Consider the following 18,491-nt stretch of genomic DNA (forward strand, 5'->3'; position numbering starts at 1 on the left):
GGTCCCGGCCATGCGATTTCGTGGTGGCCGGGAGCGGCAATCGACCGCACAAGCCAAAGGAGCCATGCGGCCATGCTGAATTTCGCAACCCGTCGCTTCGGGCTGGCGTTGCTCATCCTGTTCGTGGCGGTCACCGTCATGTTCCTGATGATCCGCGCCGTTCCCGGCGACCCCGTCCAGATCATGCTGGGGCCGCGCGCCACGCCCGAGCTTCAGGCCCGCCTGACCGCCGAACTGGCGCTGGATCAGCCGATCTGGAAACAGCTCGTCATCTTCTATGGCAACCTCCTTCAGGGCGATCTGGGTATCGACGTCTTTTCCGGGCGCTCGGTGACGGATATCGTGTTCGAGCAACTGCCGCACACACTTTGGCTAATCTTCGCCTCGATCACCTGGTCGGCGGCCCTTGGCATCGCGCTCGGCGCCTATGCCGCGGCACATCCCAATACGCTGATCGACCGCGTTGCCGCCGCCGTTTCGGTCAGTTTTGTGGCCGCGCCCGCCTTTGTGGTGGCGCTGTTGTCGCTTTTGGTCTTTGCGGTTCATCTGCAATGGTTTCCCGCCATCGGCGCGGGTGAAGGTTTCTGGGATCGCCTCGATCACCTGGTTCTGCCTGCCTTCGCCATCGGGCTCAGTTGGGTGGGCTATATCGCCCGGCTGGTGCGCGCCTCGATGCTCGAGGTGATGGGAGAGAACCACGTCCGTACTGCCCGTGCATTTGGCATCAACGAACGGCGCGTGGTCTTGGTCTATGCGCTGCGCATCGCCATCCTGCCTGTTGTGACCGTGATCGGCGTCGGCATGGGCTTCCTGCTCTCCTCCGCCGTCTTTGCCGAGATCGTCTTTGCCCGCCCCGGTCTGGGCAAGCTGGTAATCGACTCGATCACTACCCGCAACTATCCGATCGTGATGGGGTCGGTGCTTATCTCAACCGCGCTGTTCGTGGCGTCCACGGCACTGGCCGACCTGGTCAACGCCTGGCTCGACCCCCGCGCCCGCACGGCCAAGTAAGGAGCGTGACATGACCAAATCCCGTTCCGAACTGGGCCAGATCATCCACGGCGTCGCGCGCGACCCGCTTGGCCTGATGGGGCTGATCATCGTCGGCACCATCGTGTTCTGCGCCGTCTTCGCCGCCTGGATCGTACCCTATGACCCGGTTGCGATGGACATTCAGGCGCGGCTTCAGGGGCCGTCACTGGCCCATCCTCTCGGCACCGATCAGTTGGGCCGCGACACGTTTTCCCGCGTGATCATGGGTGGGCAGGTCGCGCTCAAGGTGGCGCTTCCGGCGGTGTTCGGTGCCATGGCCATCGGCCTGACACTGGGCATGATCGCAGGCTACGGGCCGAAATGGCTCGACAATATCCTGATGCTTTTCTTCGACACCATCCGGTCCTTCCCGACAGTGATGTTCGCACTGGCCGTGGTGGCGTTGATCGGGCCCAGCCTGCAAACCGTGGTTTTCGTGGTTATGGCCACCTCGATCCCCACCTATGGCCGGGTGGCCCGTACCCAGACGCTGACCCTGCGTAACTCCGAATTCATCCTTGCCGAACGTTCGATGGGCGCCAGCATGAGCCGCATTCTGGGCGTTCACATGCTGCCCAATATCGTTGGTGTACTGGCCGTACTGGCCGCAATGGACATCCCCACCGTGATCGCGCTTGAAGCTGGCCTCTCCTTCCTGGGCCTTGGCGTCAAGCCGCCGACCCCCAGCTGGGGCGCGCTGCTGAAAGACGGCTATTCGCTGATCCGGCAGACGCCCTGGCTGGTGGTGGGTGGCGGCCTGCCGATCATCCTGGCCACGCTCGGCTTCACCTTCCTGGGCGAGTCCCTGCGTGACGTGGTCGATCCGAAACTGAGGAAACAACGATGACCGAGACCCTTCTGGAAATCGACCGCCTCAGCGTCGATTACGAAACTGCCCGCGGCGACCTGAAAGCCCTGCGCGACATCACCTTCGATGTCCGCGAGGGAGAGATCGTGGGCATCGTGGGCGAGAGCGGCTGTGGCAAATCAACCCTGATCTCCTCGATCCTGCGCCTGACCGCACCCAACACCCGGTTCCGACAGGGCGAAGTGCGGTTCAAGGGCCAGAACCTTCTGGCCCTGCCCGAACGCAAGATGCGCAATTTGCGCGGCGCGGATATCTCCATAGTGTTTCAGGACCCGATGCAGACGCACAACCCCGTGCTCAGCATCGGCCAGCAGATGGTGGACATCCAGCACCGATCAAACGCGCCCAGGGCCGAAAAACGCGCCCGCGCCGCCGGGATACTGGGCGCGGTGGGCATCCCCGACCCCGAGGCGCGACTGAACCAGTTCCCGCATGAATTCTCGGGCGGTATGCGACAGCGCATCGCCATCGCCATGGCGCTGATGTCCGAACCCGACCTGCTGATCGCGGACGAACCGACAACCGCGTTGGATGCCACACTCGAAGTGCAGATCATCGAACGCCTGCAGGAACTGCAACGCGAATTCAACTGTGCCATCCTGTTCATCTCGCACCACCTTGGCGTCATTGCGGAGCTCTGCGACCGAGTGGTGGTGATGTACGCTGGTGCAGTCGTGGAAAGCGGCGATGTGCGCGAAATCTTCCACAATTCCAAACACCCCTACACCCGACGGCTGATCGACTGCGATCCGGGCCATATCAAGGAACGCGCCCGAGTCCTGCCCACCATCCCGGGCGAGGTGCCCGATCTGGCCAACCTGCCCGACGGCTGCATCTTCCGCGACCGCTGCGATCAGGCGATGCCCCACTGCGCCACCCAGATACCGCCTCTGGAACAGTTGCGTCAGGGTCATCACGCCGCCTGCTGGCTGAACCACGAGGAGGCGATGTCATGAGCCTGTTGGACGTTCGCGACCTAAAAACCAGCTATGGCCCCGTCAACGTTCTGGCCGGGGTCAGCTTTGCAGTGGAGGCGGGTGAAACTTATGCGCTTGTGGGGGAAAGCGGTTCGGGCAAGACAACCGTGATCCGCGCCATTGCCGGGCTGGCCCCGGCGCAGGAAGGCTCGGTCAGGTTCGATGGGCAGGAAATCCGGGGCGCGTCCGAACGCGCCCTGCGCCCGTTGCGCAAGGATATCGCCATGATGTTCCAGGACCCGGTCGGGTCCCTGTCACCGCGCCTGACCATCGGCAGCCTTATCACCGAACCCTACCGCATTCAGAGCCTGAAGGACCGCGATCTGGATGCCGAGGCAAAACGCCTGCTGGAAATGGTGAACCTGCCCGCCCATTTCGCCGACCGATACCCCTATCAGCTGTCGGGCGGTCAGGCGCGTCGCGTCGGCGTCGCGCGCGCGCTGGCGTTGGAACCCCGGCTGATCCTTGCCGACGAACCCACTGCCGGTCTGGACGTGTCGGTGCAGGGCGAGCTTTTGAACCTGCTCAACGACCTGCGCGAACGGCTGGGGCTGGCGATGGTGATCATCACCCACAATCTCAACGTGGTGCGCCACGTGTCGGACCGCATGGGCATCATGTATCTTGGCCGTCTGGTCGAGGAAGGCACCACCGAGGCGATCTTCCACGACCCGCGCCACCCCTATACCCGCTGCCTGTTGAGCGCCAACCCCGAACCGGACCCAGACGCGCGTCTCGAACGCATCGCCCTCAAGGGCGAGCCACCCAGCCTGCTCAACCGACCCTCGGGTTGCGAGTTTCGCGAGCGCTGCCCGTTCGCGCAAGCGATCTGCACCCAAACCCCGGTATGGGAAGTCGAAAACGGCCACGGCCTGCGTTGTCTAGCCCCGTTGCAGCCCGGACAAGCGGCATGAAACGGTTCGCCAGCAAAACGGTTCTGGTGACCGGCGGCCATACCGGCATCGGTTTTGCCATCGCCCAACGCTTCGCGCAGGAGGGCGCAAAGCTGATTCTTGTCGGACGCGACCAGGCCAAGGGCGATGCGGCGGTGGATAAGCTCGTCGCGACGGGGTGGACCTGCCGGTTCCTGTCTGTGGACCTATCGCACGAAGACGCGGTGACCGATCTTGTTTCAGGGCTGTCGCGGCTCGACGTTCTGGTCAACAATGCAGGCCTTGGCAGCCTGCGGACCGAACATGATCCGGGCGACAGTCCTGGCACCCGCTGGAACCGGGTCCGGGGCGCCAATCAGGACAGCGCTTACCTGATGACCGCCCATTGCCTGCCGCTTTTGCGCGCCTCGGGTGGATCGGTGGTCAACATCTCCTCCACCTCTTCCCTGTATGGCAACTGGGGCCTTTACGGTGTCGCCAAGGCCGGGGTCGAGGCGCTGACCCGCGCCTTTGCCGCCGAAGCCGCGCCTGTACGGATCAACGCGGTCAGTCCCGGCTGGATCGAAACCGAAGTGACGGCCCGCGCGTCAGGCAACATGGACGGCAACTGGGATTTGCCGCCGTCGCTCCTCAACGGCATGGGCACCGGGGCTGAAATCGCCGGCGCTGTGGCCTTTCTGGCATCGGACGACGCCAGTTTCATCACCGGCCAGACGCTGGTTGTTGATGGTGGCTTGACGCTGATCGACTATCCTTCCCGCCCCCTGCTTGAGAGGCGGGGACACGTCCTGCGCGCACGCCAAGACGGAAATGACTGAACCGGGACCGCGATGACATCCACACTCTATTTCAACGGCCTGATCCTTACGATGGACGCCGGGAATTCCAGCCCCGAGGCGGCGCTGACCGTGGGCGAAACGATCCGCGCTGTCGGAGCCGAAGCAGACCTGCGCGCCCGGATGCCCGCTGGAACGCTGGAACACGATCTGCAGGGGCAAACCCTGATCCCGGCCTTCATTGACCCGCACGGGCATTTTCCCGATCCCGGCTTCATCAAACTCTTCCGCGTCGATCTGGCCTCCCCCCCGCGCGGGGATTGTGCCGACATGTCTACGGCCCTTGCCAAGCTGCGTGCCAAGGCGGCGCAATCGCCGGACGGCGAATGGGTCATGGGCGTTCTGTTCGACAATACCGCCATCGCCGAAACCCGCATGCCAACGCGGCATGAACTTGACGACGTATCGCTGACGCATCCGGTGTGGGTTCTCCACGCCTCCGGACATAACGGGGCGGCGAACTCTCTGGCGCTGAAACTGCACGGCGTGAACCGCGACACGCCCGACCCCCTCGGCGGGCGCTTTGGCCGCGACCCCGAAACCGGCACGCTGACCGGACTCGTCGAAGGGCTGTCGGCGATGCGCGAAATGGGCGACACAAACTTCCTGATCGACCGCGACCGGTTCTGGCAGGGCTTTGCCGCTTGCCGCGACGAATACCTCGCCCACGGCGTCACCTATGCCCAGAACGCCTGGGCTTCGCGTGAGTTGCTAGAACACTTCGCCAGCCTGCCCGCCGAAACCGATCCCGGCATCGACCTGGAACTGCTACCGATCGGCGAACTGGAACCGGCCCTCAGCCAGGGACCCGAGCCGCTGATCTGGCCCGGTAATCCCCATTTCATCCTTGGTGCGCGCAAGCTGTTCGCTGACGGGGCCTTTCAATTGCAAACCGCGTATCTGAGCGCGCCATACCACACACCTCTCGACCCACAAAACCCTTGCGGCATGCCGTATACGACGCAAGCCGATCTCGACGCGCAGGTTGCCAAACTGCATGGCATGGGCTTTCAGATCCATTGCCATTGCAACGGCGATGCCGGGGCGGGCATGTTCATCACCGCCGTCGAAAGGGCGCTTGCCGATCACCCGCGCGCTGATCACCGTCACACGATCATTCACGGCCAGACCCTGCGCGACGACCAGTTGCAGCAGATGGCCCGCCTCGGGATCACCGTCAGCTTTTTCTCCGCCCATGTTCATTTCTGGGGCGACCGCCATTACGACACGTTCTTGGGACCGGACCGCGCAGATCGGATATCGCCTGCGGCCTCTGCCGAACGATTTGGCGTCCGCTACACCATCCACAACGACGCCTCCGTTACACCCACGCGACCGATCCATCTGGCCCATTGCGCAGTGAACCGGCTGACATCCGGCGGCAGGGTGCTGGGCGACGGCCAAAAGACAAGCGTCCTGTCAGCCCTGCGCGCCCAGACCATCGACGCCGCCTGGCAGGTGTTCAAGGAAGATGTGCGCGGCTCGATCGAACCGGGCAAAATCGCCGATTTCGCCATACTCGACCGCAATCCGCTCATCGAACCAGATCAACTGAACAACACTCGCGTCATCCAGACCATTCGACGGGGCCAGACCGTGTTTCGCAAAACCGCGTCCGAGCCGGAACTCACGGGCGCCCAATGACCAGACCCCGCATCGCAATTGCCGGATTTCAACACGAAACCAACTGCTTTGGTGTGACCAGGGCCGGCCTTGCCGAATTCCAGATGGCCGATTCCTGGCCCGAAATGCTGCACGGCCCCCATGTTGTTTCGCGGACGCGGGGCATGAACCTGCCCATCGCGGGCTTTGCCACCGCCGCCCAAGGCGCCGGAATGGAACTTGCCCCGATCCTGTGGTGCGCCGCCGAACCTTCGGCCCATGTCACCGACCACGCGTTTGAAACGATTTGTGGCATGCTGCTGGATGGCCTGCGCGCGTCAGGGCCGCTGGATGCGGTCTATCTCGACCTGCATGGCGCGATGGTCACAGAAAGTCTCGCTGATGGCGAAGGCGAAGTGCTGCGCCGCGTGCGCGATTTGGTGGGCCCGAACACCCCTCTGATCGCCAGCCTCGACCTGCACGCCAACATCTCGCCCGAAATGGTCGAGATCGCCGATTACCTCGCGATCTACCGGACCTATCCGCATCTCGACATGGCCGAAACCGGCGCGCGCTGCCTGCCGATGCTGCAACGCCTGCTGGCAGGCGAAAGGCCGTTCAAATCCTTCCGCCAGATCCCCTATCTGATTCCGTTGCACGCGCAGTACACAGGCGCCGCACCGTTTGACCGGATCTACGATATCCTGCCGCAGCTGACCGGTCGCGGCGTTTCGGCCGACATCGCCCTCGGCTTCACTGCCGCCGACATCCCCGACACCGGCCCCTCCTGCGTGACCTATGCCGCAACCGCCCGGCATGCCGACCGCGCCGCAGATGAAATCCTGACGCTGTTCGAAACCTGCGAACCCCAGATCGCCATCACCATGCTTTCGCTCGACGCGGCCGCGGCTCTGGTGCGACAGGCCCCGAACAAGCCGATCGTTCTGGCCGATGTTCAGGATAATCCCGGAGCGGGCGGCACCTCGGACACCACCGGCCTGCTGAAGACGCTGGTCGGGGCCGGGGCGAGAGGCGTTCTGATGGGTCTGTTCCACGACCCCGAAGTGGCTGCAGCGGCCCATGCAGCAGGCACAGGCGCTCGCCTCCGTGCCGCCTTGGGCGGCAAATCCGGTCTTGCTGGACAATCCCCCGTCGAGGCCGAGTTTCAGGTTCTCGCCCTCAGCGACGGAACTTGCCGGTATACAGGGAAAATGTACGGGGGCGGCATTGCCACTTTGGGCAAGACCGCCGCCTTGAAACTGATCGGAACCGGCGTCGATGTCGATCTGGTCGTGACCTCGGTGCGCAGCCAGTGCCTCGATCTCGCGCACTTCACCCATCTGGGGCTGGACCCGACCGGCTATGCGCTGATCTGCGTCAAAAGCACCGTGCACTACCGTGCCGCGTTCGACCCCATCGCCAGCGCGACATACCCCGTTGCCGCCCCCGGCGCATTCCTGTGTGACCTGGAGCAAGTCCCCTATCGGAACCTTCCCGCCGGCAAACGGACAACCCCCCGCGCGGCATGATCATCCACAATCTGTGGACAGGCGGGTGCACCTCGAAGAACCCGAGCGTCGCGTGCCGGGCCTATGCAATCGCGGATTTTCGGTCGATTCCTATTATTTTCGACTATTCCCCTGCAACCTGGCGATCATAGTCGAGGGCATCGAACCAACCCAGGGAATTGGTGATGACGCTGTTCTCATCCAGTTCCCATTCCTCCCAGCCACTTGCTTTCACATAGTTGCCGGTTTCCGAATGATGCCCCTCCAGCGTCCAGCCAAAGACTGCATGATCGCCCGCAACCCGAAAGAAATCCCGCGTCAGCTTCAGATCAGAAAAAGACGCCATGAACCCGCTCGCCATTGCAATCATCGCCTCGCGTCCGAACTGGTTGTCGCCTCGATTGATCGTGATCCCTTTGCCCGGGGCATAGTGACCGGCAACCGCTTGTGGATCGCCCGAATTCCACGCGGCAGTGTACGCCTCGGTCATCTTTTCGAACGTGGTCTCATCCACTCCCATCGTGTTCCTCCCCCAATGATTACCCGTGGCAACCTAGACGCCATTACATTTCCCTGTCCACAGACGAAACGGCAGGGCCATTGCTCAAACGTGCCTGTGGGTGGGCAATAATCATTGCCCAATCGAACATGATCGGAAAAACTGGCATTGCAGAACCAAAGGAAAGGGTTGCGGACCCGGATGTCGAAACTCGGAGAATGGCTGGCGCAAAGAAACCTTGCGAATCTCGAAGCGTCTCTGGTCGAAAACGAGATTGATCTGGACATTCTGTTCGATCTCACCGACGAGGATATGCGCGAGATCGGCCTGTCCCTTGGTGCGCGAAAACGATTGCGCGCAGCCTTCGATGCGGATGCGACCGATCCCCAACCCGTCGTAATTTCCCCCGCGAACGTCCCGCGCGACGCGGAACGGCGCCACCTGACGACCTTGTTCATCGACCTCGTCGGCTCGACCGCACTGTCGGCGCGGCTGGACCCCGAAGATATGAGTGATGTCATCAAGCGCTACCAGAACACCGTGGCAGGCATCGTCACCCGCTACGAAGGCCACGTCGCAAAGTACATGGGTGATGGAGTGCTGTGCTATTTCGGCTGGCCGGTCGCACATGAAGACGATGCGAAACGCGCTACACGTTCTGCCTTGGCGACGGTACGTTCTGTCGCAGAAATGCGCGCACCGGATGGTCAGGCGATGGCGGCGCGCGCCGGCGTGGCGACCGGAATGGTCGTTGTGGGCGACCTTATCGGCGAAGGCTCGGCGCAGGAGGAAACTGTCGTTGGCGATACTCCCAACCTTGCGGCACGTCTTCAAACGCTTGCCGAACCGGGCCAGATTCTGGTCTCGGATGAAACCCGGCATCTGATTCAAGACACTTTCGAGACCGAGACGTTGGGCCAGTTCAGCATCAAAGGGCTGGATGCGCCGGTCTCGGCCTGGCAAGTGACGGTCGAGCGCAGTCTCGAAAGCCGGTTCGAGGCCGAGGACCTCGCCCCTATCCTTCCCATGATCGGCCGCAACCACGAGCTTGGACTGATCATGGAACGCTGGCATCGCGCGGTCTCTGGCGAAGGGCAGGTCACTGTCCTGATCGGCGAAGCGGGTATCGGAAAGTCGCGGCTCACGCGGGCTGTTGTCGATGAGATCCGCCAGCAAGACCACTATCGGATCAATTACCACTGCTCGCCCTATCACACGGATTCCAGCTTCTATCCGGTCATCCGGCAGCTGTCCCATGCGATGGGTCTGCGCGAAACCGACACGACCGAGGACAAGATTGGCAAGCTGCACCAACAGCTTCGCGTAGCCGATCCTGGGATCATCGCCGAGCTTTTGCAAGTTGAAGCCGTATCCGCTGACAGCATCTCGGATATGTCTCCGCAACAGCTCCGGCTCCGGATCATGGAAGAAACCTCGCGCGAAATGCAGGCCTTGGCACGGGAAAGGCCGGTCCTGCTGGTCGTCGAAGACGCGCATTGGAGCGATGCTTCGACGCTGGCGATGATCGAGGCGTGTCTGGACCGCATCGCAGGCGAACGTGTGATGATCCTTATCACCGCGCGTCCCACGTTCCGGCATGGCTTCGGCGGTCATCCGATCATGTCAAACCTGACGCTCAACCGCCTGGGTTCGGACCAGATCGAAGGGGTTCTGGCCAAGATCACCGGCGGCAAGACTCTGCCCGACGAACTGGTCGCGGAAATCATTAACCGGACCGACGGCGTGCCGCTGTTCATCGAGGAACTCACCAAGACCATCCTTGAGTCCGGTGATCTGATTGAAAACGAACACAGCTTCGAACTTGCCGGTCCTTTGAACCGGGTCACTATCCCCGCAACGCTGCACGATTCCCTTATGGCGCGGATCGACCGGTTGCAGCCCGTCAAGGAAATTGCCCAGATGGCGGCCTGTATCGGCCGCAGTTTCGAGCGTGCGGCGCTGGCCAAGATCGCGCGCGTCGACGACCGGATGCTGGACGACGCATTGGGACAGCTCGAACGCAGCGAGCTTGTGTTCCGGCGGGGAACACCACCCGATGCAACTTATGTCTTCAAACACGCGCTGGTGCGTGACGTCGCGTATGAAAGCCTGTTGAAACGGCGGCGTCTGGAAATTCATCACCGGCTCGTCGACCTGTTCGAAACCGACCCGACCGCGCCAGCCGAACTGATTGCACACCACGCAACCGAAGCAGGGTTGACGGAAAAAGCCGTTCTCTTGTGGGGCGAAGCCGCAAAGAAAGCACAAGCTCGCCCAGCCTATATCGAAGCAGGCAATCAGTTGCGAACCGCGCTCGAGCTGGTTTCGGGGCTTCTGGACAAGCCCGAATGGCGGGAAAAGGAACTGGCCTTGCTGGTACAGCTTGCGCAGGTCCACATCGCCAAGGATGGATACGCGTCCAAGGAAGCAGGCGATGCATTTTCTCGGGCGCTGGAGCGTATCGGGGCAACCTCCGACCCCGAGCTGAAGGTTGCAATCTATTATGGCAAATGGATCGCCCCTTATATCGGCAACGATCTGCACCTTGCTTTCGATCTGGTGTCGCGTTTGGTCACGGACATGGCCGATGAAACCGACCCCATCCCGGGGCTGATTTCGCGCCGGATGCGGGCCGCGACCCTCATCGCCATGGGCCGGTCACCCGAGGCGCTCGAAGACTTGAATGCGGCTTTCGCCTTGTACCAGTCGGCCGAAATCGTGGAATTCTCGACCAGATTTGCACAAGACCCCGGCGTACAGATATGGTGTTACATGCTGCTGGCACAATGGATGTGCGGGGACGAGGCCGAGGCGTGGAACACGGCCAATCGGTCATTGGCCCGTGCGCGGAAACTCAAACATGCAAACACGATCTGCTATGCAGGCCTGCATTCTGTCACCCTGGCAATCTGGACCGAAAATGTCGCACGCGCCCGTGAGATCAACGACGAAATGAGGCGTCTGGCCGAAGATCACGACATGGCGCTATGGAAGAGTTACGTGACCATCCACGATGCTGTTCTCGCCTGCATGACGGATGAGCCGGACGCTGCCAAGCGGCTGGATGTCGCTCTTGAGGAATACCGGATGACAGGCTGCTGGCTCTGGGTCTCGCTGTACCTGAGCGAACAGGCAAAAGCGCTGCTGAGGTCTGGTGATCTCACTGCCGCAATGCGCTCGGTCGACCGCGCCCTGCGCGAGCAGGAAGCAACCGGGGAACGCTGGGCCGAGGCCGAACTTCGCCGGATCCAAGGCGAAATCCTGATGGCCAGTGGGGAAAACGCCGCCGCCAAAACGGCATTTCAACAGGCTGCCTCTGTAGCCTGCGCGCAGCAGGCCCAAGCCCTGACTATGCGCGTGGCGAAATCGTCGGAGATACACGGGATTGAAATCAATCACGCGGATGTCTGACTGACTGCTCGTTCACAACGTTTCGAAAGCTTGGCGCGAAAATCGTATGGCAATACAACGCCTAACCTCTTGCATCCGAACTATCTGCAGCCCCTGTTCCTTTTACCCGAACGAACCGCACCGGTTCCGCAAAACCGCCCAGCAAGGCCCGATCTTCTGTCGCGCTGCGAGCCGCAAGATGGGCGGGTGCCTCACCCGAAGCCGAGATCGCCATCGACAAAACGATCTCTCCGCCATCTGCCTGCGCCTGCAATCGCGCGGCTAAATTCACGGCAGCGCCAAAATAATCCAATACACCATTTGAGGTGACGGCGACGCATGTGCCCTCGTGCACCCCGATCTTGAGTTCAATTGGCGCCAGATCGTGGTTGCGATTGAATATTCCTACCTCGTCCTGCATGTCGAGCGCCGCGCAAAGCGCCGCCTCGCCACTCGGAAATGTCGCCATCACCGCATCACCAATGGTCTTGACCAACGCACCGTCATGACGCGCAATTCGTTCTTCGAGAAAGGCAAAATGGTTGCGAACCATCGCATAGGCACGGCTGTCACCAACCTGCTCGAACAGGGCGGTCGAGCCTTTCAGGTCTGTAAACAGGATGCCGGTCCAGCCGATCTCCACCTCGTCGCCAGGGCGGAGCAATTGCTCCGGGCACAACTCGCGAAATGCCCGCATGCCGATCACGGTTGGCACCGACAGCGCGTTTCTGGACCACTCGGTCGTCTCGATCACCAGGCAACGAGGATTCTCACATTTGTTGATGGCGTGAACGAACCCTTGCGGAGCTGGGTCGCCTAGTATCAACCGGTCTTCTTCGATCACTATCTCCGGAATCACGCCGCCGAAGATCTCTATTTCCGTCATCGGCCCCGGCTCGATCGTGCGTATGCGGTAACGCCCGTCCCGCAAAAAGACCTGTTCGGTTCGTTCGCCAAGCGCACCAACATCGCATTGAATCTTGACGTGCGAAGTGGCCACGGCGGATTGAATGCAGAATGCTTCGGTCGCCGGCACCTGATACCAGGGCGATGGCGCGAACACCAACTCGACATTCCGGGCAAAGTCGCGCTCATAGTCGATGTTGCAAGAGGTGCAATGCACCTCCCGCGGTACGTTCGAAAGCAGCAGGCTTTGCGATTTTCCACCACGGCACCGCGGACACATGACCTCCCAGCGCAGTGCCAGCAGACCGGCCCGATGCGCTGCCAGCATTAGGTCGACCACGTCAGACGGGCGCGCGCCCCAAGCCTTCGCCAATGCCAGCGGGCGCATGCGGCGAACCTCGATAGGATCAGAACTGTCGAGGTACTTCATCAATCGCGAAGTCAGCCCATGCGTATGTGCCTGCTCATCTTCAAGGTGCTGTTTGACCGTCGCGAGCCTGTCTGGCGGTGCCTCGGCCGTGGCTTTTGCGGCTGCGGCCCGGCGCTCTGCAATTGCGTCCACTTTTGATGGCTCCAACATCAGCTTGTGCGTCGCAGCTGGCAATTCCCGAGTGATCAGGTGAAGAAACCCCAATCGAAACAGGGCCTCTCCCAATAAATTGTCCCATCGGGCGGTGTAATCGAAATCCACCTGCGCATTTGTGCCTTCCCCCGAAAAACTGATCCTGACCGACAATTCCTTGTAGGGGCCGTTGAAGAAAAACCGCTCCATCTCGACAAAGCGCCTGTCGACCCACTGACCGAACCGTTCCTCCCACCGTAAAACGAATGGGCCCATGCGCTTCGAACAGCGCCTCAGGGTCCGACCGTCCGATCCGATCACGTCCTCGGCGACGTAGGGAGTAAACCCCGTGCCGGCGACAATGTTCAGTCTTTCGGTGTCCGCAACCGCGTTCCACAGGGCATCAACCGGTGCGTCGAAACGCTCGGTGCGCCGAATTGTGAACATTCGCTCGCGCATTCCGGCCCTCCTCAGGTCTGTGTCGTCCGCCAGAGGCAAATTCGCACGACGAAATCTTGCTCTCTGGGCGCCCGGGACGATCCGACATGCCTACTCGGCGACAAACCCGCCATCCACGACCAACTCGGCACCCGTCATGTACGAGGCGTCGTCGCTGGCAAGGAACAAGACGGCACGCGCAATCTCGCGGGGCTGGGCCAGCCGACCCATCGGTATCTTGGCGATGGTTGCGGCGACGAATGCCTCGGCATCGTCACCGAGGCTTGCAACCGCTGAATGCACCAACGGCGTATCGGTATAGCCGGCATGAATCGAATTGATGCGGATCGGCCAACCGCGACGGGCGCAATCGACGGCAGCGGCCTTGGTCGCGGCCCTCACCCCGCCCTTTGTCGCGCTGTAGGCGGCAAGCAGCGGTTCCCCGATCAAAGCGGCGATGGACGAGTTGTTTATGATTGCGCCTCCGCGGTCTCTCATTGCACGAATTGCGGCCTGCATCCCGAAGAACACGCCATCGAAATTGACTGCTGTGACGTGTCGCCACTGTTCCAGAGTCGTTTCGTCGATCCTGACCATGTGGCCACCGCCGGCATTGTTGAAAAGAACATCCAGGTGTCCGTGGCGGCTGATCACGTCCTTGATCAGGGCATCCCAGCCGTCGGGGTCGGTGGTGTCCTGCCATAGCGTCTCGATTGGCAGACCTGCAGAAACGCTGTCGGCAAGCGCCTTTTCCAAGCCATCCTTGTTGATGTCGGTAGCGACAAGGACCGCGCCTTCTGCCGCAAACTCGACAGCGGTCGCCAAACCGATCCCGCTTGCCGCGCCGGTAACCAGCACGACGCTGCCATCAAACCGGCCCATGTGGTTTCCCTCCGATACACTGCCGTCAGGCAAATTTACCACAGTATTTGACAGGACTGTCAGTGAAAATTATCGGCGGACGATTGCGGCAATGGCGCATCAGGCGAGGCCACAAGACAGTACATTCAATCATTCCGGCGGTCGGGGGCGCACCCAGCCTTGAAACAGAACTTGCAAGGCGATCCCCGCAGAAGCCCAAATAATGACCAAGCGGCACCGATGGATTGGATCTGAGAAACGCTCTAGCCAATGCAAAAAAGGGGTCATAGACTGGGATTAACAGATTATTTTGGAGTTTCTCCCCATATGACACCTTTCGCCATTGCTGGTGTTCAGATGCATGTCGCCGCGCTTCACTCGAATGTAGAGGCCATGCGTCACCGAATTGAAATTCTGATGGCTCGTTTCCCCTGGACGCAGATGGTGCTGTTTTCCGAATTGGCACCTTACGGCCCGCTGGACCGTTTTGCGCAGCCGTTTCCGAACGATGCCTTGTCACAGTTTCAGGAAGACGCGCATCGGTTCGGTATCTGGCTGATCCCCGGATCGATGTTCGAAAAAGCCGAGGACGGCCGGATCTTCAACACCTCCGTCGTGATCAACCCCCAAGGCGAAATCGTCGCCAAATACTCCAAGATGTTCCCATTCCGTCCGTATGAGACCGGAATTTCCGCCGGAACCGAATTCTGTGTGTTCGATGTTCCAGAGGTAGGCCGCTTCGGCTTGTCGATCTGCTATGATATCTGGTTTCCCGAAACCACACGGCAACTGACAAGTCAGGGTGTCGAGGTGCTGTTGCATCCGGTGCTGACCGGCACCACCGACCGGGAGGCGGAACTGTCCATTGCCCGCGCCACGGCGGCGCAATTCCAATGTTATGTCTTCGACGTCAACGGGCTCAGCGCGGGCGGTGTCGGGCGCTCGCTGGTGGTCGACCCCTCGGCAACCGTACTGCACCAATCTGCGGGACAAGAGGATATGTTCCCCATCGAAATAGACCTCGACCAGGTGCGGCGTCAGCGTGAAACCGGTCTCAAGGGGCTTGGTCAGGTATTAAAAAGCTTCCGCGATCGCGAAGCCGAATTCACCGTCTACGACCGCACCAGCGGCGCAGACGCATATCTCAAGACACTAGGGCCGCTGGAAACCCCCGGACAAGGGTCAGCACGCGGGCTTCAGACCTCCGACCCCAGAAGCTCCCTGGAGAATTTGGAGCAGAACTTACGTTCGCCGCATAATTTTACCGTCTTTCCTGGAAAGACGGGTTCAGATTAACCGGACTGGAAGGCGGCGCAGGTCCTGACGCGACAGAAAAGGAGGCAGGTTTTGAACTTGCACTCGCGGAAGAAGAAGCTGCCGTCGATCCGGGATTACTACAGCGCGACCCAACTGCGCGCGGACAGGTGGAGCGCATTGCGGGAGGCCGCCGAAGGCCTCGTCCGACACCGCAAAGAGGGCCGCCAAAACCAGAAGCTCATGAACACCGCAGAGCATCTGCTGGATGTCCTTGCACCGGTCGAACGATACTGGGCCTTTCCCGGCATACACGCATTCGATCACCTGCGCAGGCTTCTGCTGCATGGCAATTCTGACGATCTGTCCGTATCAGTCCGGCGGATCGCCAGGGCGCTGACGTCGGGCGCCTACCGGCGTCGCTCGATTCCATTGTCTTCTGACGAGATCGACAATGAGGATTACGAGGATGAAGCTTCGCTGGCCCCCGAAGCACGGGCGCTGGGGCGTCCCTATTTCGAGGTTCTGATCGTCGATGACGTGTCCGAACCTCAGGAGCGGTTCCTGCGGCAGAACCTGCAGCGCATGCGCCGTGTCGAAGATCAGTTCATTTACGAGCCAGTGATCGTACCCTCGCTCGAAGACGCGCTGATTGGCGTTCTGTTCAACCACAATGTTCAGGCCGTGGTGGTACGTCCGGGGTTGTCGCTCAAGTCCAAGAATGAGTTGCCGATTCTCAGCCAATACCTGACTCGCGTCAGCGAAGGCGAAGCCGTGGACGAGATCGAGCCACATGAATACGGTCCCGAGGCCTGCCGGCTGATCGAGAAAATTCGCCCCGAACTGGATGCCTATCTGGTCACCGACCGGTCAGCCGAGGATATTGCCGGTCTGGACCTCGGCCGGTGCCGCCGCGTGTTCTACAATCAGGAAGATTTTCAGGAGCTGCACCTCAATATCCTGCGGGGGGTGGACCGCCGTTACAAGACGCCCTTTTTCACCGCGTTGAAAGAGTATTCCAAACAGCCCACGGGCGTGTTCCATGCCATGCCGATCAGCCGTGGCAAGTCGATCAGCCGCTCGCACTGGATTCAGGACATGGGGGCGTTTTACGGCTCGAACATCTTCCTTGCCGAAACTTCCGCGACCTCCGGCGGCCTCGACAGCCTGCTCGAGCCACGCGGCCCGATCAAGGAAGCGCAGGACATGGCGGCGCGGGCATTCGGGGCGAAACATACATTCTTTGCCACCAACGGCACCTCGACCTGCAACAAGATCGTGGTGCAGTCGGTAGTCCGGCCCGGCGACATCGTGCTGGTCGACCGCGACTGCCACAAATCGCACCATTACGGCATGGTTCTGGCCGGGGCCAACGTTGTCTACATGGACAGCTACCCGCTGCATGAGCACTCGATGTACGGCGCGGTACCGCTGCGGGAAATCAAACACACCCTCCTGCAACTCAAGGCCGCCGGAAAGCTGGATCAGGTCAGAATGGTGTTGCTGACCAACTGCACATTTGACGGCGTGGTCTATAACGTGCAACGCGTCATGGAAGAATGCCTCGCAATCAAGAAAGACCTGATCTTTCTTTGGGACGAGGCCTGGTTTGGCTTTGCGCGCTTTGACCCCACCTACCGCCAACGCACGGCAATGGGGGTTGCCAACACGCTCAGACAAACGTTGCGCAGTCAGGAAACCGCCGACGCATGGGAAGCGCAGCAGCAAGCGCTCAAAGGCGCAACCGAAGATCAATTGCTCGATACGCGTCTTGTACCGCCGCCCGACGCGCGGGTCCGGGTCTATGCCACCCAATCGACCCACAAAACGCTGACATCGCTCCGTCAGGGCTCGATGATCCATGTCAACGATCAGGACTTCAAGGGCGAGGTCGAACAGTCCTTTCACGAAGCCTACATGACCCACACCTCGACCTCGCCGAACTACCAGATCATCGCCTCGCTGGATGTCGGGCGGCGGCAGGTCGAACTGGAGGGGTTCGAGTTCGTTCAGAAGCAGATCGAAACCGCGATGTCGATCCGCCGCGCAATCTCCGACAATCCGCTCCTGAACAAGTATTTTCGCATCCTGACTGCCGGCGACATGATCCCCGAGCGGTTTCGCGAAAGCGGAGTGGAAGCCTATTACGACCCGGATCACGGATGGGCCGACACCTGGAATATGTGGAGCCAGGACGAGTTCGTACTGGACCCGACGCGCATCACTCTGGCCGTCGGCGGAACCGGATGGGACGGCGATACGTTCAAGACCAAGATCCTGATGGACAAATACGGGATCCAGATCAACAAGACGTCCCGCAATACGGTGCTGTTCATGACCAATATCGGCACCACACGTTCTTCGGTCGCCTATCTGATCGAGGTACTGGTCGAGATTGCAAACGATCTGGACGAGTTGCTTGATGACGCGTCCAAGATGGAGCGGCGCTCGTTCGAAAACCGGGTGGCAGCGCTGGTCGAGCATGTCCCGCCGCTACCGGATTTCAGCCGTTTCCACGACGCGTTCCGCACAGGCAAGGATACGCCCGAAGGCGACATCCGTACTGCCTTCTTCCTCGCCTATAACGAGGACAACTGCGATTACATCCCGACCGACGACAACCTGTTGAAGCGCCTGGAATCCGGCGAGGAACTGGTGTCGTCAAGCTTCATCATACCCTATCCGCCCGGCTTTCCGATACTGGTGCCGGGTCAGGTCATCAGCCCGGAAATCCTGTCATTCATGCGGGCGCTGGATGTCAGCGAAATCCATGGCTACCGCGCCGATCTGGGCCTGCGGGTGTTCACCAAAGAGGCTCTGCAATCAGTCAAGAAATAACAGTCGGCCCAAAACAATAATTTCAAA

The 18,491-nt window shown here is 60.9% G+C and carries 13 protein-coding genes; 10 read left to right on the forward strand and 3 right to left on the reverse strand.

The features are described from left to right. Positions 1 to 72 precede the first annotated feature (72 nt). Genes AC2FMY_RS09990 through AC2FMY_RS10020 form a run of 7 tightly spaced genes read left to right on the forward strand, consistent with a single transcriptional unit; the run spans position 73 to position 7,737 of the window. Entirely contained in the window at positions 73 to 1,011 is a 939-nt protein-coding gene (locus AC2FMY_RS09990; RefSeq protein WP_496807331.1) for an ABC transporter permease, read from the forward strand. 10 nt (positions 1,012 to 1,021) lie between these two features. After that, positions 1,022 to 1,879 carry an ABC transporter permease gene (locus AC2FMY_RS09995; protein ID WP_480749419.1) on the forward strand — a complete coding sequence of 286 codons (858 nt, stop codon included), beginning with the start codon at positions 1,022 to 1,024 and terminating at the stop codon, positions 1,877 to 1,879. Next, the gene (locus AC2FMY_RS10000; protein WP_496807332.1) at positions 1,876 to 2,856 is read left to right on the forward strand and encodes an ABC transporter ATP-binding protein; all 981 of its coding nucleotides are present in this window, start codon (positions 1,876 to 1,878) and stop codon (positions 2,854 to 2,856) included. Before AC2FMY_RS09995 ends, AC2FMY_RS10000 begins: the two co-directional genes overlap by 4 nt. After that, positions 2,853 to 3,791 (forward strand): oligopeptide/dipeptide ABC transporter ATP-binding protein, encoded by a 939-nt coding sequence (locus tag AC2FMY_RS10005; protein ID WP_480749417.1) that lies wholly within the window; start codon positions 2,853 to 2,855, stop codon positions 3,789 to 3,791. The genes AC2FMY_RS10000 and AC2FMY_RS10005 overlap by 4 nt, the downstream gene beginning before the upstream one ends. Beyond that, on the forward strand, positions 3,788 to 4,588 hold the full coding sequence (locus AC2FMY_RS10010; RefSeq protein WP_496807333.1) for an SDR family NAD(P)-dependent oxidoreductase: 801 nt from the start codon (positions 3,788 to 3,790) through the stop codon (positions 4,586 to 4,588). Before AC2FMY_RS10005 ends, AC2FMY_RS10010 begins: the two co-directional genes overlap by 4 nt. A gap of 12 nt (positions 4,589 to 4,600) precedes the next feature. Next, positions 4,601 to 6,250 (forward strand): amidohydrolase, encoded by a 1,650-nt coding sequence (locus tag AC2FMY_RS10015; RefSeq protein ID WP_496807334.1) that lies wholly within the window; start codon positions 4,601 to 4,603, stop codon positions 6,248 to 6,250. Beyond that, entirely contained in the window at positions 6,247 to 7,737 is a 1,491-nt protein-coding gene (locus tag AC2FMY_RS10020; RefSeq protein ID WP_496807335.1) for a M81 family metallopeptidase, read from the forward strand. Before AC2FMY_RS10015 ends, AC2FMY_RS10020 begins: the two co-directional genes overlap by 4 nt. 103 nt (positions 7,738 to 7,840) lie before the next feature. Here the strand turns inward: AC2FMY_RS10020 and AC2FMY_RS10025 are convergent, their stop codons facing one another. Next, positions 7,841 to 8,236, reverse strand: a complete 396-nt coding sequence (locus tag AC2FMY_RS10025) for a DUF1348 family protein (protein ID WP_480749413.1) — start codon at positions 8,234 to 8,236, stop codon at positions 7,841 to 7,843. A gap of 180 nt (positions 8,237 to 8,416) precedes the next feature. Between AC2FMY_RS10025 and AC2FMY_RS10030 the strand changes: the two genes are divergently transcribed. Further along, complete coding sequence (locus tag AC2FMY_RS10030) at positions 8,417 to 11,626, forward strand: AAA family ATPase (RefSeq protein WP_496744224.1); 3,210 nt, start codon at positions 8,417 to 8,419, stop codon at positions 11,624 to 11,626. Positions 11,627 to 11,687: 61 nt separating this feature from the next. On the opposite strand, the gene AC2FMY_RS10035 is transcribed toward AC2FMY_RS10030, so the two are convergent. Together AC2FMY_RS10035 and AC2FMY_RS10040 are read right to left on the reverse strand one after the other, a co-directional pair. Then, positions 11,688 to 13,532: an adenylate/guanylate cyclase domain-containing protein gene (locus AC2FMY_RS10035; RefSeq protein ID WP_496744225.1), complete on the reverse strand. Its 1,845-nt coding sequence runs from the start codon at positions 13,530 to 13,532 to the stop codon at positions 11,688 to 11,690. A gap of 90 nt (positions 13,533 to 13,622) precedes the next feature. Continuing rightward, on the reverse strand, positions 13,623 to 14,393 hold the full coding sequence (locus AC2FMY_RS10040) for an SDR family NAD(P)-dependent oxidoreductase (protein ID WP_496744226.1): 771 nt from the start codon (positions 14,391 to 14,393) through the stop codon (positions 13,623 to 13,625). 306 nt (positions 14,394 to 14,699) lie between these two features. Here AC2FMY_RS10040 and AC2FMY_RS10045 point away from each other — a divergent pair, with 306 nt between their 5' ends. After that, positions 14,700 to 15,668 carry a carbon-nitrogen hydrolase family protein gene (locus AC2FMY_RS10045; protein ID WP_496744227.1) on the forward strand — a complete coding sequence of 323 codons (969 nt, stop codon included), beginning with the start codon at positions 14,700 to 14,702 and terminating at the stop codon, positions 15,666 to 15,668. Positions 15,669 to 15,725: 57 nt separating this feature from the next. After that, entirely contained in the window at positions 15,726 to 18,464 is a 2,739-nt protein-coding gene (locus AC2FMY_RS10050; RefSeq protein WP_496744241.1) for an aminotransferase class I/II-fold pyridoxal phosphate-dependent enzyme, read from the forward strand. Positions 18,465 to 18,491: the final 27 nt, after the last annotated feature.

Source organism: Ruegeria sp. YKSE079 (assembly GCF_059612845.1).

What these genes read in the sequence shown, in the direction of transcription:
- AC2FMY_RS10005 (WP_480749417.1), top strand. Translation starts at nt 2,853, where the DNA reads ATGAGCCTGTTGGACGTTCGCGACCTAAAAACCAGCTATGGCCCCGTC.
- AC2FMY_RS09995 (WP_480749419.1), top strand. Translation starts at nt 1,022, where the DNA reads ATGACCAAATCCCGTTCCGAACTGGGCCAGATCATCCACGGCGTCGCG.
- AC2FMY_RS10025 (WP_480749413.1), bottom strand. Translation starts at nt 8,236, where the DNA reads ATGGGAGTGGATGAGACCACGTTCGAAAAGATGACCGAGGCGTACACT.
- AC2FMY_RS10035 (WP_496744225.1), bottom strand. Translation starts at nt 13,532, where the DNA reads ATGCGCGAGCGAATGTTCACAATTCGGCGCACCGAGCGTTTCGACGCA.
- AC2FMY_RS10000 (WP_496807332.1), top strand. Translation starts at nt 1,876, where the DNA reads ATGACCGAGACCCTTCTGGAAATCGACCGCCTCAGCGTCGATTACGAA.
- AC2FMY_RS10040 (WP_496744226.1), bottom strand. Translation starts at nt 14,393, where the DNA reads ATGGGCCGGTTTGATGGCAGCGTCGTGCTGGTTACCGGCGCGGCAAGC.
- AC2FMY_RS10030 (WP_496744224.1), top strand. Translation starts at nt 8,417, where the DNA reads ATGTCGAAACTCGGAGAATGGCTGGCGCAAAGAAACCTTGCGAATCTC.
- AC2FMY_RS09990 (WP_496807331.1), top strand. Translation starts at nt 73, where the DNA reads ATGCTGAATTTCGCAACCCGTCGCTTCGGGCTGGCGTTGCTCATCCTG.
- AC2FMY_RS10015 (WP_496807334.1), top strand. Translation starts at nt 4,601, where the DNA reads ATGACATCCACACTCTATTTCAACGGCCTGATCCTTACGATGGACGCC.
- AC2FMY_RS10020 (WP_496807335.1), top strand. Translation starts at nt 6,247, where the DNA reads ATGACCAGACCCCGCATCGCAATTGCCGGATTTCAACACGAAACCAAC.
- AC2FMY_RS10010 (WP_496807333.1), top strand. Translation starts at nt 3,788, where the DNA reads ATGAAACGGTTCGCCAGCAAAACGGTTCTGGTGACCGGCGGCCATACC.
- AC2FMY_RS10045 (WP_496744227.1), top strand. Translation starts at nt 14,700, where the DNA reads ATGACACCTTTCGCCATTGCTGGTGTTCAGATGCATGTCGCCGCGCTT.